At 67.8% G+C, this 15,360-nt stretch carries 13 protein-coding genes and 2 pseudogenes; 5 read left to right on the top strand and 10 right to left on the bottom strand.

Annotated features, from left to right (window positions below; translation table 11 throughout):
- Positions 1-46 precede the first annotated feature (46 nt).
- Complete coding sequence (locus ACZ5SK_RS44225; protein WP_069764824.1) at positions 47-763, bottom strand: SDR family oxidoreductase; 717 nt, start codon at positions 761-763, stop codon at positions 47-49.
- A gap of 71 nt (positions 764-834) precedes the next feature.
- Between ACZ5SK_RS44225 and ACZ5SK_RS44230 the strand changes: the two genes are divergently transcribed.
- Entirely contained in the window at positions 835-1,650 is an 816-nt protein-coding gene (locus ACZ5SK_RS44230) for a helix-turn-helix transcriptional regulator (protein ID WP_334581509.1), read from the top strand.
- Positions 1,651-2,718: 1,068 nt separating this feature from the next.
- Here the strand turns inward: ACZ5SK_RS44230 and ACZ5SK_RS44235 are convergent.
- From ACZ5SK_RS44235 to ACZ5SK_RS44265, 7 genes and pseudogenes are all read right to left on the bottom strand, one after another.
- Positions 2,719-3,399, bottom strand: a complete 681-nt coding sequence (locus tag ACZ5SK_RS44235; protein ID WP_069764827.1) for a CoA transferase subunit B — start codon at positions 3,397-3,399, stop codon at positions 2,719-2,721.
- A complete protein-coding gene (locus ACZ5SK_RS44240; protein ID WP_069764828.1) occupies positions 3,396-4,151 on the bottom strand; it encodes a CoA transferase subunit A in 756 nt (251 codons plus the stop codon). Before ACZ5SK_RS44240 ends, ACZ5SK_RS44235 begins: the two co-directional genes overlap by 4 nt.
- Before the next feature lie 146 nt (positions 4,152-4,297).
- Positions 4,298-5,329, bottom strand: a complete 1,032-nt coding sequence (locus tag ACZ5SK_RS44245) for an NADPH:quinone reductase (RefSeq protein ID WP_069764829.1) — start codon at positions 5,327-5,329, stop codon at positions 4,298-4,300.
- A gap of 33 nt (positions 5,330-5,362) precedes the next feature.
- A complete protein-coding gene (locus tag ACZ5SK_RS44250; protein WP_069764830.1) occupies positions 5,363-6,331 on the bottom strand; it encodes a quinone oxidoreductase family protein in 969 nt (322 codons plus the stop codon).
- A gap of 11 nt (positions 6,332-6,342) precedes the next feature.
- Positions 6,343-7,311 carry a fumarylacetoacetate hydrolase family protein gene (locus ACZ5SK_RS44255; RefSeq protein ID WP_069764831.1) on the bottom strand — a complete coding sequence of 323 codons (969 nt, stop codon included), beginning with the start codon at positions 7,309-7,311 and terminating at the stop codon, positions 6,343-6,345.
- A gap of 143 nt (positions 7,312-7,454) precedes the next feature.
- Positions 7,455-8,305 (bottom strand): annotated as a pseudogene (locus tag ACZ5SK_RS44260) (LLM class flavin-dependent oxidoreductase).
- A 174-nt stretch (positions 8,306-8,479) separates the two neighbouring features.
- Positions 8,480-9,175, bottom strand: coding sequence for a VOC family protein (locus ACZ5SK_RS44265; RefSeq protein ID WP_069764833.1), 696 nt, complete (start codon positions 9,173-9,175; stop codon positions 8,480-8,482).
- A 353-nt stretch (positions 9,176-9,528) separates the two neighbouring features.
- Between ACZ5SK_RS44265 and ACZ5SK_RS44270 the strand changes: the two genes are divergently transcribed.
- The 4 genes from ACZ5SK_RS44270 (at position 9,529) to eno (ending at position 13,751) form a co-directional block, all read left to right on the top strand.
- Positions 9,529-10,320 carry a polysaccharide deacetylase family protein gene (locus ACZ5SK_RS44270; protein WP_334581507.1) on the top strand — a complete coding sequence of 264 codons (792 nt, stop codon included), beginning with the start codon at positions 9,529-9,531 and terminating at the stop codon, positions 10,318-10,320.
- Between the two features lie 69 nt (positions 10,321-10,389).
- Positions 10,390-11,409 (top strand): LacI family DNA-binding transcriptional regulator, encoded by a 1,020-nt coding sequence (locus ACZ5SK_RS44275; RefSeq protein WP_069764835.1) that lies wholly within the window; start codon positions 10,390-10,392, stop codon positions 11,407-11,409.
- A gap of 39 nt (positions 11,410-11,448) precedes the next feature.
- Entirely contained in the window at positions 11,449-12,441 is a 993-nt protein-coding gene (locus ACZ5SK_RS44280; RefSeq protein WP_069764836.1) for a C-terminal binding protein, read from the top strand.
- On the top strand, positions 12,438-13,751 hold the full coding sequence (gene eno / locus ACZ5SK_RS44285) for a phosphopyruvate hydratase (RefSeq protein ID WP_069764837.1): 1,314 nt from the start codon (positions 12,438-12,440) through the stop codon (positions 13,749-13,751). The genes ACZ5SK_RS44280 and eno overlap by 4 nt, the downstream gene beginning before the upstream one ends.
- Before the next feature lie 200 nt (positions 13,752-13,951).
- On the opposite strand, the gene ACZ5SK_RS44290 is transcribed toward eno, so the two are convergent.
- Positions 13,952-14,800 carry a fumarylacetoacetate hydrolase family protein gene (locus ACZ5SK_RS44290; RefSeq protein WP_069764838.1) on the bottom strand — a complete coding sequence of 283 codons (849 nt, stop codon included), beginning with the start codon at positions 14,798-14,800 and terminating at the stop codon, positions 13,952-13,954.
- Between the two features lie 401 nt (positions 14,801-15,201).
- Positions 15,202-15,345 (bottom strand): annotated as a pseudogene (locus tag ACZ5SK_RS44295) (recombinase family protein); the annotation flags it as partial.
- Positions 15,346-15,360: the final 15 nt, after the last annotated feature.

Genomic DNA, 15,360 nt, shown 5'->3' on the forward strand with positions numbered 1-15,360 from the left:
TTTGGGGCGTGCGAGTCAGTGCCGTCGCCTGGGATCTCAGCGCCGCTCACCAGGGCACGGGCGTTCCGTCCCAGGAGAAGAAGCCACCGGTGGGGCCGTCGTCTGGCAGCAGGGCCAGGCGGGCGGCTCCCTGGGCGGCCTCGGCCGGGTCGTCGCCGGCAGCGGCGGCCAGGGGGTTGAGGTTGGTGGCCCGCATGCCGGGGGCGAGCGCGTTGACCTTGAAGCCGTCCTCGGCCAGCGTCTGGGCGTAGAGGACGGTGAGGGCGTTGAGGGCGGCCTTGGACGACCGGTAGGCGGCGGCGCCACCGCTTCCCGGGGTGAACTGGGGGTTGGGGTTTGTGCTCCAGGTCAGCGATGCGGTGCCGCTGGAGATGTTGACGATGCGCGGATGCGGGGACCGGCGCAGGGCGGGCAGGAAGGCATTGGTCACCGCCACCACCCCGAAGACGTTGGTCTCGTATGTGCGCCGGAACTCCTCGACGCTCGTGTCGGCCGGCGGGGCGAGTGACGGTGAGATCCCGGCGTTGTTGACGAGCACGTCCAGACGGTCCACCTGGGTCGCGGCCCGTTGGATGCCGTCAAGATCTGTCACGTCGAGGACCAGCAGGCGGGCGCCTGTGCTGATCTCCTCGACGGCTCGCTGTCCGAGCCCGCGGTCGCGAGAGCCCACGTACACGGTGAGGCCCTCGGCGGCGAGGAGCCGGGCGATGTGCTTGCCGATGCCTTTGTTGGCACCGGTGACCAGAGCTGTGCGATCGTTCATGGCAACTACCGTTCCCTGGCTGTGGGCGCCCTGCCAGGGACAACCTGTACCAGGCAGTGGGAGGAAGCGGCATGGCACGGCAGGAGCTGGCCCGCTTTCTGCGGGCCCGCCGGGCGGGCCTGCGTCCACACGAGATCGGCCTGACGGCGACGGGCACCGATCGCCGGACACCGGGCCTGCGCCGCGAAGAGGTGGCGGAACTCGCCCACATGTCGGTCGACTACTACACGCGGCTGGAGCAGGCCCGGGGCCCGCGGCCGTCCACTCGGATCCTGGACGCGTTGTCCCAGGCACTACGGCTCACGCCGGCCGAGCGCAGCCACCTGTTCCGCCTGGCGGGATCGAGCGCGCCGCCCGGCATCAGCGCCGTGCGGTGGGTACGCCCGCATGTGGCCCGGATGCTGGAGCGGTTGCCGGAGACCGGTGCCATCGTCACTGACGCGGCGTACGGCGTCGTCGCCTGGAACCGCCTGGCCCAGGCACTGCTCGGCGGCGATCTCGGAGGCGGGAGGACGAACCTGGCCCGGCGCCGCTTCCTTGGCCAGGGGCGGATGTACGAGAGCTCCAGCGCTGAGGAGTTCGGGCACATCGTGGTGGCGCGGCTGCGACGGGCCGCCGACCGCTACCCGCATGACCCGCAGCTGACCGCTCTGCTGGCCGAACTGCACACCGGCAGCGAGGAGTTCCGACAGATATGGCAAACGCGTCCGGTCCACGCCCCCGGGCACCGCACCAAGATCCTCGATCACCCGGAGACCGGCACGCTGCGGTTGAACTGTGACGTCCTGCTCGTGCCCGAGGATGACCAGGAAGTCGTCCTGATCACGGCCGACCCCGGATCACCTGCCGCGCGGACCCTGCACAGGCTGGCCAGGCAGGCGACCTAAAACATAGGACTGGCACAGATCTCGCCAGTGGGATGGTCCCCGCGTGGGTCAGCCAGGCCCGGCAGCGCGTTCGCGAGCAGCTGGCGGTCTGGGGCCTGGAGGACCTGGCGATGACCACCGAGCTTGCGGTCAGCGAGCTCCTCAGCAGCGTCATCCGCCATGGGAAGGCGCCTATGCGCCTGCGTCTGCTGCGCAGCCAGTCGTTGATCTGCGAGGTTTACGACGGCAGCCTCAGCACGCCACGCATCCGCAGAGCGGCGTTTACGATTAGGGAGGCCGTGGCCTGCACCTGGTGTCCGAGCTCTGTCGCCGCTGGTGCGCCCTCTACCTCGCGAATGGCAAGTGCATCTGGGCCGAGCAGAGCCTCTCCTCCTGGACCGCGCCTAGCGTCGGCGGTTACGGAGCATGGTCGTTGACCAGCGGTGTGTCCGTTCCGATTGACTCATCGCCCAGACCCGGCTCGGCGGCGGGCGGCTGCACCACGCGATGCGGTCCGTCGGGCAGTGCAAGCGCGCGGTCTTGTTGGGCAGGCCAACTACCCGGTAACGCTGCCGTGCGCCGGCGGTGCCTTGACCTTGACGCAGGTGTGTATGGACATGCATTACAAAATCGCTCGCAAGTTGAGCGGTCTCATCCCTCGCGGAGGTCCTTTCATCGCTGCGCGTGGCGCTGCTCGCCCTGCTGGCTGTCCGCCCGATGACCGGCTTCGACGTCATGCGGCAGTTCGACGCCTCGGTCGGATACCTCTGGCACGCGCCGCACACCCAGATCTACGGCGAACTGCGCAAGCTGGAGACCGCCGGGCTCGTCGAGGCCCGAGGAGGTGCCCCGGGGCGAGCACGGGCGGAAGCGCCGGTACAGCCTCACCGACGCCGGCCGCGACCAGCTGCGGGCCTGGATGAACGAGGTCGAGGAACCGCGACGCGAGCGCGATACCCAGCGGGCCGCTTACTTCGAGTGGGCGAGTCCCGGGCGGCCCGGGCCCAACTGGAGACGCACGCACGCTTCCACGAGGAGGGGCCGGCGTCGTACGACAAGCAGCGCGAGGACATCCCCAAGGGACCGTACTCAGCGGGCGTCGGATGTACTGCGCCGCTCGCTGAGCAGGGGCGCGTCGGTCCGTTCGGCGATCTGTGCCGACGTGATGCCGGGGGCGGCCTCGACGAGCACCAAGCCGTCCTGTGTGACGTCGAGAACACCGAGGTCGGTGATGATGCGATGAACGCAGCGCTCGCCGGTCAGGGGGAGCGTGCACTCCTTGAGGATCTTCGGGGTGCCGTCCTTGGCCGTGTGCTCCATGAGCACGATGACGCGGCGGGCGCCATGGACGAGGTCCATGGCGCCGCCCATGCCCTTGACCATCTTGCCGGGGATCATCCAGTTGGCCAGGTCGCCGTCCTGCGAGACCTGCATGGCGCCGAGTACGGCGGTGTCGATGTGGCCTCCGCGGATCATGCCGAACGACAGCGCCGAGTCGAAGAAGGAGGCGCCGCGCAGCACGGTGACCGTTTCCTTGCCCGCGTTGATGAGATCGGCGTCGACCTCGTCCTCGGTGGGGTAGGGGCCGGTGCCGAGGATACCGTTCTCGGAGTGCAGCACGACGTGCACGTCGTGGGGGAGGTGGCCGGGGATGAGGGTGGGCAGGCCGATGCCGAGGTTGACGTAGGAGCCGTCGGTGAGTTCGGCGGCTGCGCGCGCGGCCATCTGGTCGCGGGTCCAGCCCTGTTGGGTGTCGAGGGCGGTGGTCATGCGCGTACGGTCCTCTTCTCGATCTGCTTGTCCGCGGCTTCCTCGGGCGTCAGCGCCACGACACGCTGTACGAAGATCCCGGGAAGGTGGATCTCGTCGGGGTTCAACTCGCCTGGCCCGACGAGCTGTTCGACCTCGGCAATGGTGGTGCGGCCGGCCATGGCGGCGAGGGGATTGAAGTTGGCGGCGGCCTTGCGGAAGACGAGGTTGCCGTGGGAGTCGCCGCGCCAGGCTCGCACCAGGGCGAAGTCGGTGGTAATGCCGTGCTCCAGAACGTGCGGTCGCCCGTCGAAGTCTCGGGTCTCCTTCGCCGGGGAGGCCACGGCGACCGAGCCGTCGGGTGCGTAGCGCCAGGGCAGACCGCCATTGGCCACCTGGGTGCCTACGCCCGCCGGAGTGTAGAAGGCGGGGATGCCCGCACCCCCCGCGCGGAGACGTTCGGCGAGCGTGCCCTGCGGGACGAGCTCCACCTCCAGCTCACCGGCCATGTACTGACGGGCGAACTCCTTGTTCTCACCTACGTAACTGCCCGTCACTCGCGCGATGCGGCCGGCCGCGAGCAGTACGCCCAGACCGCGGCCGTCCACGCCGCAGTTGTTCGTCACCACGCTCAGCTGGGCGGCTCCCTCTTCGTACAGGGCTCGCACGAGGATCTCCGGCACACCACTGAGGCCGAAGCCGCCGACGGCCAGTGAGGCGCCGTCGGATATCCCGGCGACGGCCCCGGCGGCGCTGGCGCTGACTTTGTTCACTGAGGATCCTTTCTCTGCGGAGGACATGGGGAGCCCGCGAACTCAGCGCGTCCAGGAGTGCGCGGGCCGGGGACACGGCAAGGGAGTCAGAGCAGTTGACAGGGCCACCGTGTCCCCGGGGCTCAAGGGAGTCGGCTCCGCGCGTGCTACGAAGTGACGTCGATCAGTACGCGGCCGACAAGACCGCGCTCGAGGTCGGTGTGTGCCTCCCGGACCTGCGAGAGGGGGTAGTGGTGGACCGGGATGCCGTGAGCCTCGCCGATGTGGATGTGACCGTCCGCCAGGGCGGCCTGGATACCGCGCACCGCGGCGCGCTTGGCGTCGTCGGGCATGGTGTAGACCAAGATGAACTGGTAGCGCGCGTTGGCGGTCATCGTGGCCCGCACGGGGAGCGAGAGGGGCCCCTGACCGTCGTCCGCGTAGATCGCGACCACTCCGGACGGCTTGAGCACGGCGGCATCGAGATCCACGTTCGCCGCGGGAGCGACCTCCACCACCGCGTCGACCCCGTCGGGGGCCCACTTGCGGATGTCGGCGGCCGCGTCGGAACTCTGGCGGTAGTTCAGGACGTGGTGGGCTCCCGCGGCTTGCGCGAGTTGGGACTTGCGAGGACTGCTCACCGTAGTGATGACGGTCGCGCCGGCCCACCGGGCGAGCTGGATGGCTGCGTTGCCGACCGCCCCTGCCCCACCCGCGACGAGGATGAATCGCCCCGCCAGGGACCCCGGAGTCAGCTCTGCCGGCCCACCCTCGATCAGGGTGAGGGCTCGGTGTGCTGTCATGAACGGAATCCCGAGTGCGGCACCGGTGTCGAACTCGACGTTCTCCGGCAGCGGCGCGGTCTGGGCCGCGGGAATTGCGACGTACTCCGCCGCGGTGCCACCGAGGCGCCGATAGGCCGCTTCGTGAACCCATACCCGCGCGCCCACCAGGGACTTGTCGACGTCCACTCCCACTCGCTCCACCGTGCCGGCACCGTCATGATGCGGGATCTGGGGCTTTCCAGGGCCGATCGGCATGTGCAGCGCCCCGCGCCGTGACTTCCAGTCCGTGGGGTTGACCCCCGAGCGGACGATGCGGACCTCGACCTCATCCGGTGCGAGACCGTCCGGCCGTGGAACGACGAGATCCGCCAGGACATCGACGTCCCCTGTTGTTTCGTAACCTACGGCACGCACAGTGCATTCTCCTCGTCAGCGCACATTCTTCGATTACTTCACGCCGGTCGTGGCGAGCAGGACCTTGCCGATCGTGCGTCGGCTCTCCAGCGCGCGGTGCGCGTCCGCGGCTCGATCCATCGGGTAAACAGAGTCGATCGTCGGGGTGACGACGCCCTCGGCCATCCAGGAGAAGATCTCGGCGCTCCGCTCCGCGGCCTCGCCTCGTTGCGGCGTGAGGTAGTCGCCCAGCCGCGGGCGGACGAACGTGCAGGAACGCAACCGGTCCAGCGGGAGGGTCGGGACGGGCCCGCTCGCCCAGCCGAAGAGCACCAGTCGGCCGCAGGACTCCAGCGCCTCGATGCTCTGCGAGAGGGTCGCGGCCCCGACACCGTCGTAGACAGCGTTCAGACCGTGCCCATCCGTGAGCTCTGCAGCCGTCTTCGAGAAGTCGCCATAGGTCGTCACGGCATCGGCTCCCGCATCGAGAACCGCCTTCATCTTCTCTTCGGCGGATACCGTACCCAGAACCTTGGCCCCGCGATGTTTGGCAACCTGTGTCAGGAGCAGGCCGATGCCTCCGGCCGCCGCGTGGACGGCGATCCATTCGCCATCCCGTACGGGGCCGCAGTCGTTCGCGAGTACGTGGACGGTGAGGCCTTGCAGCAGCACAGCGGCCGCGTGCTCGAAGGAAACCGAGTCCGGAATCGGGAGAACAGCATCTGCAGGAAGGGTGATCCGTTCCGCGTACGAACCGGCGTCGCCGGTCCATGCCACCCGATCGCCGGGCGCCACGGAGGTGACGCCCGGCCCGACAGCGGAAACCACTCCGGACCCCTCGATCCCGGGGACGAAAGGCAGCGGCGCCTTGTACATCCCGTTCCGGAAGTAGACGTCACGGTAGTTGACACCGGCGAACCGGGCGTCGACCAGAACCTCACCGACACCGGGCTCCCGGACCTCGGCCTTGTCCCAGCGAAGGACCTCGGGGCCGCCGACCTCGTGAATAGTGACCGCGTGCATATCAATCCGCCCTACTGGTCCCTGAAGAGCTTCGCGGCCGGGACCTCGTGGTGCGGCGAGGCCGGCTTGAGCTTGTTGGAGATGGTTCCGATTCCCTCGATCGTCATCGTCACCACATCACCCGGCTTGAGCGGCGCCGGGTCCTGCTTTCCGGACCGTCCCCAGATCTCGAGGAGGCAACCGTTGGGAACCGTGCCGGCGGCGATGACGTCACCCGCCGAGACGTTCGCTCCGCGGGAGGCGTAGACGATCAGGTCGGCGAAGGACCAGGACATCTCGTGCGACGAGCTCTTGCCCACCGTCTGGCCGTTCACCTGCACCTCCATTCCGACCTCGATGGCGTCACCGACCCGGTACTGCTCCATCTCGTCGGCCGTGGTGACCCAGGGGCCGAGCGTGGCCGCTGCGTCCTTCCCCTTCGCGGGGCCGATGGTGGCCTGCAGCTCATGGAACTGCACATCGCGGGCCGACCAGTCGTTGAAAATGGTGTAGCCACCGATGGCGTCCCACGCCTCGGCGTGACTCAGGTTCTTTCCGCCCTTCCTGAGCACGACCGCGAGCTCCAGCTCGAAGTCCAGCAGTTCGCACTTCGGGGGAAACTCCACGTCGTCCTTGGCGCCCACCACCGAGAGACCGTTGCTGAAATAGAAGATCGGAATCTCGTACCAGACCGCCGGAATGGCGAGCTGCTCGGGCGTGGGGTTCGGTACATCACGGAGCAAGAACATCTTGCCGCCCGCGAAGTGCTTTTCAAAGGTCATGAAGTCGCGAAGGGATGGCGGGACGACCGGCGGGAGCAGCTGAACGTCCGCGAGTCGCAGGCGAGGGGCACGCGACCGTGCCGCCAGCTCCTGGCGCTCTTCGACGCTCAGCGCCAGCACGTCCAAGACGCTGACATCGGGCAAGGGAAGGAGTTCCTCCCCCAGGACCTGGCACGTGATTTCCTTCCCCGACGCGTCACGAACCGCTGCGATCTGCATTGCACTCTCCAATCTCGCCGGTCGAGCTTCCGGCCGTTTCCGATACGCATGATCTATTCATCGTCGTGCGGTGATGAACTGTCTAAGTGTGAAGGGGATTCAGGAGATTGGACTCCCACGTTTCCTCCTGTTTTCGGCGGGATTCAACCTCTGCACGCGCCTGAGGAATCACTTCGCGCGCCAGCAGTTCCTGGTCCTCGACCGGGGCGCAGCGACAACCAGGAACGTGAATCCGGCACCTCGATGATCTCCACCAGCCGCTGAACCACGGCGGGAATGCTGCCGAACGCCCGTTCCGGGGTGGGAGTCCGCTTCGGGTCGATGCGAACCGCGACGTTGCACGCGCAGGTGACCGAGTCGGGGTCCCGTCCGGCGGTGCGTGCAGCGGAACGGACGATCTCCCGATTGCCCAGCGCCCGCTCGAAGGTGACGGGTCCGAGGGTGGGAATCCATCCGTCGGCGAGTTCTCCGGTCAGCGCCAGTGCCTTCGGCCCGCAGGAACCCAGCCAGATCGGGGATGTGCCGGCGGTAGGCTGATCCTTGCTTCTGTGACTGTGAAGTCCTGGCCTCCGTACCACGTGGGTTCCCCTGACCACAAGCCGCGCATGATCTCGATGGCCTCCCGCTGTGCGGCCACCTTGCGCGCGTTCGAGCGCACGGTGAGGCTGAACGCGGCGAACTCCTGGTCGAAACCGTCGGCACCCAGGCCGAGGACAAGCCGCCCACCGGATACCTGGTCCAGCGTCCCGGCCATCTTGGCCAGGACAGGAGGCTCCCGGTATGGGAGGCCGAGCACGGTCGGGGCGAACTCGATCCGTTCGGTCTTCCCAGCGAGCCAGCTCAGCAGTGTCCTTGGTTCCGGCGTGGGCTGCTCGGTGTGCAGATGGTCCGTCATGGTGAAGAGGTCGTAGCCGAGTTCGTCCGTGCTCTGCACCAGATCGAGTACCTGCGTTGCGGACTTGCCATCCAGGATGCCTCCCGCAGCGAAGCCCACCCGCTGACAGGCAATCGCATTCGTACCGTCGCTTCCTTACGGCGGCATTTACACGTGCTCGGCACGCTCAGCCCCCTCGGCCACGACCCTGCCGGGCCTTCGCTCAGCGTGCCGAATTCCTCACGGATCTTGCTGTGTGCGGCACACCGGTCTGGTGGTCGCTGCTCACCGCGGTCACTTGCCGCCGGGCACCGGCGGATCCGTCGCACTGAACTTGGCCCAGACGTCGTCGTCGGACATCTCCATTTGCATGACGATGGCGTCCTCGTTGCCCGGCCAGTGCATCGTCGGCTTGGACGGGTCGGCGGCGGGTTGTGGAACGGGGCCCTGTGAGGCGTCGAAGGGCGTGGGGTCCAAGAGCTGTTCAAGCTCCTCCGGCGAAATGCCGCACTCCTTTACCACCTCGGGGTCCACCCACTCGTTGGGCTGGATGTCGCCACCAGTGGTGATTTCCAGGCTGGTGTGGTCCGGGCCGGCGAAGTAGATCGACTTCCACCAGCCGTGGTCTATGGGGCCGAGCACCTGGATGCCCCGACTGCGGATGCGGTCCCGGAGTGCCACCACCTCGTCGAGGCTGTCCACATCTACCGCGATGTGCTGGACCACGCCGGCTGCCGCGAAACCGACCGCGTTCCCCGAGTGGGTGACGCCGTACTGCACCGCGTCCGAATTATTCGGATCGTGCACGACGGAGATGTAGCTGTTCGGCGCCATCTCGATGAAGGCGTGGTACACGCCCTCGGTGTTGTGCATCCAGAAGAGTCCCTTGAGTGGCATGCCCAGTACGTCACACCAGAACTCCAGCTGGCCCTTCATGTCCCGCGTCGAGATGGCGATGTGGTTCACACCACGCGGATGCAGCGCTGTCATCTCCTTGGTCCCTTCTCGGAGAAGATCCACCCAGCGGCCCCGTTGCCGGAGGATGGGGTCTGACGCCACCGATACGCCGCAAGAAGTCGGCTCAGTGCTATCGTTTGCACAAGCTCACCCTGGCCGGGACCATATGTCAACACCTTGAGCATGATCGAGATTAGGGGAAGTCATACTTCATTGCCCAAGGTGCCGAAATATCCTTCGCGGACCTCGTCGAGTGGTTGACATCTCAGCGCGACGATGGTGCGCTATCGATAGCAAATGCTGGCGCCTGTGCGCTGAGCAGGTGAAACGGCTGGTCGCCACCTGGGAGGTGGTGGAGCAGTGTCCCTGACAATGGAGGGCGCATCGTGGAGCAGCACGGAACCGTCTGTGTGACGGTCGACAATCTAGGTAGCGCGTTGGACATCCTCGCCGGACGGGCTCACCGCCCTGATTCCGACGAGGCAGGGGTCAGGACCGGCTTGCCGAGGCTGCTGGAACTCTTCGACGCGCTCAAGATCAGGGCCACGTTCTTCGTCGAGGGCTGGAACGCCCTCCATCATCCTGAGGCCCTGCAGGCGATCGCGGATGCCGGTCACGAAGTGGGGTTGCACGGTTGGATGCACGAGGAGTGGGCGAAGCTCAGCGAGCACGACCAGGAGCGCCTGCTTTTCGACGGCACCGCCGCACTCCGGCTGATCGGCATCGAGCCGCAGGGCTTCCGCGCTCCGGGCGGCTACCGCGGTACCCGGACCGCCGCAGTTCTGGCGGACCTTGGTTACCGCTACGACAGTAGTGTCACCCCGGAGTCGGTTAACCTGCCGCCGAAGGTGCACCGGCTCGACGATCACCTGGTCTGCGTTCCGTGGCAGTGGGAGGGCAACGACTGCTGGCAATACGCCAAGAATCCGGCGGGCAACCAGACGGAGGACCAGGCCCGAAAGACCTGGCTGGACATGATCCACGACGCGGCCGGCAACGGCGGCCTGGTCACGCTGACCATGCATCCGTTCATGTCCGGGTTCTATGACGCGAAGTTCGAGGTCTACAGCGAGATCCTGCACACGGCACTCGATCACGAAGCGCTCACCGTCACGACCGCCGGCGCGCTGGTGGACAGTTTCCTGGAGGAGGAGACGGCCGGCCTGCGCGCCCCGTGAACGCGATGGAGACGGTCCGGGGAGCGAGGCGCCACCGGGTGGGGCGGACGAGAAGGCTATCGTTGGCATATGCGATCGGGGAAGCGTGTTACCACGCGAGACATTGCCGAGCAGTTGAACCTGTCTGTATCGACCGTGGGCCGCGCCCTTGCTCAGGACTCGCGTATCAGTGTCGAGACGCGTCACCGCGTCGAGCAGAAGGCGGCCGAGCTCGGCTACGTCGGGAACCAGGCCGCGCGGATGATGCGGGGCGCCTCCAGCAAAGTGATCGGTCTGATGGTCCCGGATGTGGGCAACGTGTTCTACAGCACGGCGGCACACGCGCTGGCACAGTGCATGAGCAAGCAGGGGTACCAGGTGATGCTCTGCGAAACCAGCGACGACCGTGACAACGAGCTCGCCCAGGTGAAGGGCATGATCGCCGGGCAGGTCGCGGGCGTGATCGTCGTACCGACCCCGAATCCCCGCAGCGAGTCGATCCGCCTGCTCCGTCAGGTCCCGCATGTGCAGTTCCTGCGCACGCACCCGGAGCTGGCCAAGCAGTCCTTCGGCATTGACGACCGAGGAGTGCTGAGCGAGGCGACGCGGCACCTTCGCGACCTCGGGCACACCCGGATCGCCTACTTGGGTGGCCTCCCTGGGCTGTCCACGGGGCACCAGCGCTTCGCCGGCTATCTGGACGTGGTCGGTGACGATCACGATCCCGACCTGGTCGCCCACATACCGCCCGGCGCCAGCGACTCCGCACGCGATGCGCTGGCGAGGCTGCTGGACAGTCCCAACCCCCCGTCCGCCGTGGTCACCGCGTCGGTCCGCGTCACGGAGGGCGTGCTGGAAGAACTCGACGCACGCCGCGTCGCGGTGCCCCGCGAGTTGTCGGTGGTCGGCTTCGGCGACCAACCGGGCTTCGGCTGGTGGGGGCCGGGTCTGACGACCATGGCGCTCCCCGTGCACGAGGTCGCCACGGCCTGCTCCATGTGGCTGCTGCAGCGGTTGGGCGACAGCGGCAGGTCGGCGCCCTTCAGCTCGAACACAGGCGGATATCTACGCACGAGGGGAAGCACCGCGGTTCCGGCTCAACGCCGCTGACAACGGTCCTCCCCGGTTCCACAGACAAGGAGCAGTGACATGGACCGACGAGGGGTGGTTCTCCTCACCGACCGCGCGTGGCCGGACGACGAGATCGAACGCCGCATCATCGAGGAAGCCGGGTTCGATCTCGTCGTGGGCCCGGCCGATCCCGCGCCGAAGGAGACGATCGAGGACCTGGTCAAAACCCACGACCCGGTGGCGATCATGACCTGCTGGGCACAGGTGTCGTCCACGGCCATCCAGACGCCGTCACGGCTGGGCGTCGTCGCCCGGATGGGCGTCGGACTCGACAACATCGACGTGGCGGCCGCGACCGAGCGCGGCACACTCGTCACCAACGTGCCCGACTACTGCGTCGAGGAAGTCTCCGACCACGCCCTGGGCCTCATCCTGGACTGGACGCGCGGAATCGCCCGCTACGACCGCGATGTCCGCGCGGGACGGTGGGACCCGGCCGGCGCCCGGTTGCAGCGGCTGCGCTCGAAGACCATCGGCATCGTCGGCTACGGCCGTATCGGCCGGGCGACGGCCCGTAAGTGCGCGGCGCTCGGCTGTCGGGTCATCGTCCATGACCCAGTCGTCGATCCCTCGGCGGACGTGGAGTTCGTCTCCTGGCCCGAGCTGCTCGGCGTGGCCGATGCGGTGGTCCTGCACGTCCCTCTCACGCCGGCCACCCGGCACCTGGTCGGAGCGCCGGAGCTCGCCGCGATGCGCGACGGGGCCCTGCTGGTCAATGTGAGCCGGGGCGGCCTGGTGGACACCGCGGCGCTGGTAGTGGCGCTGGACGCCGGCCGCATCGCCGGTGCGGCGCTCGACGTGCTCGAAGAGGAGCCGACCGTGGATCCGGCGCTCTTGGCCCACCCCAACGCGGTGATCACCCCGCATGTCGCGTTCTCCTCGGACGAGTCCGTGGAGGAGCTGCGGACCAAGGCCGCGCAGGAGGTCGTACGCGTGCTGCGCGGACAGCAACCGCACTACCCCTGCAACACGCCCACCGTCCGCCCGGCCACCGAGGAGCGCGTCCGATGACGCGAATAGCCCGAGTTCACGCCCGCCAGATCCTGGACTCCCGTGGCCGGCCCACGGTCGAGGTCGACGTCGGGACCGAGGACGGCCTCCTGGGGCGCGCGGCCGTGCCGTCCGGGGCGTCGACGGGCAGCAACGAGGCCTGGGAACTGCGCGACGGTACGGGTGAATACGCCGGGCTCGGCGTGCGCACCGCGGTCGGCCATGTCAACGGTGAGATCGCGCGTGCCGTACTCGGGCAGGACGTGACCGAGCAGGCCGCGCTCGACAAACTGCTGATCGCACTGGACGGAACGGCAAATTTAGGACGGCTGGGCGCCAACGCCATCCTCGGAGTCTCGCTGGCGGCGTGCCGAGCCGCCGCACAAAGCCAAGGAACGCCGCTGTACCGGTGGGTGGCCGAGCTCGCGGGCACGACACCTGACCTCCCCATGCCCATGGTCAACATCCTGAGCGGCGGAGAGCATGCGCGGCGCGGCATGGATGTCCAGGACTTCCTGGCCGTACCGGCCTCCGCCACCTCGCTGGACGAGGCCATCGAGATGGTGAGCCGGGTCCGCTCGTCCGCCGCCGATGCCCTGACCGCCCGGGGACTGCCCACCCTGCTCGCCGACGAGGGCGGGCTGAGCCCGGGCCTGGAGACGGGCCGGGCCGCGCTGGAGCTGATGGTCGAGGCCATCGAACGCGCCGGGCTCACTCCCGGGCAGGACGTCGTGATCGCGATCGATGTCGCCGCGCACTCGCTGTGGGACGCCGAGAAGGAGAGCTACCACCTGGTGAGGGAAGGCAGATACGCCGACAGGGCGGAGATGGTCGAGATGGCCGTCGGCTGGGCGGAGGACTTTCCGGTCGCGTCGATCGAGGACGCCCTCGACGAGGAGGACTGGCGTGGCTGGAAGCTGCTGACCGGATGGGTCGGGGATCGGCTCAACCTCATCGGGGACGATCTCTTCACCACAAACCTGGAACGGTTGAAGCAGGGCGTCCGGCTCGGCGCGGCCAACGGCATTCTGGTCAAGCTCAACCAGAACGGCACTGTGAGCGGCACCCTCGACGTCATCGCGGCGGCACGCAACGCGGGTTATGTGCCCGTGGTCTCGGCCCGCTCGGGCGAAACCGAGGACTTCTTCATCAGTGACCTCGCGGTGGGCACCGGTGTCGGTCAGATCAAGATCGGGTCGGTCCGGACCTCGGACCGGCTGGCAAAGTACAACCAGCTGGTCCGCATCGCCGAAGACCCCGGACTCAAGTTCGCCGGTATGGCCGGCTACCCCCGTCACAGCTCGGGTGCGGTCGGAGAACGGCAGACCTGACGCCGCCGCTGCAGCCGTCCTCGCGGTCCGCCGGGACCTGCCGGCGGACAGGCGTTGACGGTCGAGAGGGCAGCCCAGAGGCGCTCGACGAGGCTGCAGCGGAGCAGATCGCTGAAGGCACGACACAAACGGCCGACCCGCCAACGCTCCAAGAAACGCGTTGACGGGTCGGCCCTTCTTCTTGCCCGACGGCTCCGGCCTCAGGGGCGCGGCACGAACTTCGTGACCATCTCACCGATCCCGTCGATCTCGCTGCGCACTTCGTCCCCGGGTGAGAGGAACCGCGGCGGCTTCCGGCCGATACCCACACCTGACGGAGTCCCGGTGAAGATCAGGTCTCCGGGCAACAAGGTGACCACGTTGGACAGGTACTCGATCAGGAAGGGAATGGGGAACACGAAGTCATCGGTCCGCCCGTCCTGCACCAGTTCGCCGTTCACCCAGCAGCGCAGGCCGAGATCGTGCGGATCTCCCACTTCGTCCATCGTGGCCAGAACCGGGCCGATGGGCGAGAACCCCTTGAACGACTTGCCCAGACCGTGCTGCGGGTTGTCCTGCGGGCGGATCTGGACGTCTCGGTCGCTGACATCCTGACCGACGGTGAAGCCGGCCACCGCGTCCCACGCGTCGGCTGCTGCGATGTGGTGACCGCCCTTACCGATCACCACGACCAGCTCGACCTCCCAGTCGACCTTGGGGCCGGTGATTTCAACCTCCGCCCCCGGCCCTGTGACCGAGCTCGGGAACTTGGTGAACACCATCGGCACATCCGGAACGCCCCAGCCCAGTTCCTCCGCGTGCGAACGGTAATTGAGGCCCAGGACGAAGACCTGCGGCGGTGCCGGGCTCGGCGCGTAGAGCTCATCCGGATCGAGTGTGCTGGTGAACGCCTCGTCCCGCTGGGCCGACGCCCACTTCGTGACGTCGGCCCAGCGGGCGTAGGCCTCGGTGGGATCTGCCGGCAATTGGCCCCCGCTTGCCTTACCGACGTCCAAGGTGCTGGTGCCCCGGACCACGTGGAGCCGACCTGCGAGGTTGGCGAACTTCATGAGGGTCTCCTCTGCGACCGCCTGGAATTAGGGAGGGCCCGACACTCGCTGTCGACAGCGGAACATGCGGGGCTTGGCCTCCCAATGCCAACGATAGCATTAGCTAGCGTGATCGGGCTGTGGACATCCAAGGGAACAACCGCCCCGGGTTGGTCACCGCCGGCGTCTCACCGAGCAGTCGGCTCTCCCGGCCCAAGCGGGGGTTCACGGAGCACCGGACGGGCATGCCCATGGCTAGTCGGCACCCGCACAGGATGCCGCAGTCGCACCGGGCGATGTCGTTCGACCGGCCGTCGCGGACCTTGTTGGCGTACTCGGGTCGGCCAGCAACTGACGGGCGAACATCATGGCGTCGGCATGCCCTTCCGCGAAGACCCACCCCGGGGCGCCTTCGAGTGGCTGGCGGCACCCGCCTTTGCTGTTCTTGGCCACGGCTGCACGCAGTCCGTCGTAGGTCAGCTCGCGCTGGAGTTCGTCGGCGGCGGCGAGGGTCTGCACCATGAACTTCACGGTGGACAGCAGCTCCCCGGTGTGCGCGGGTGGCGTGGGGCGGCCGAGGA

Source organism: Streptomyces sp. NPDC031474, assembly GCF_055581185.1.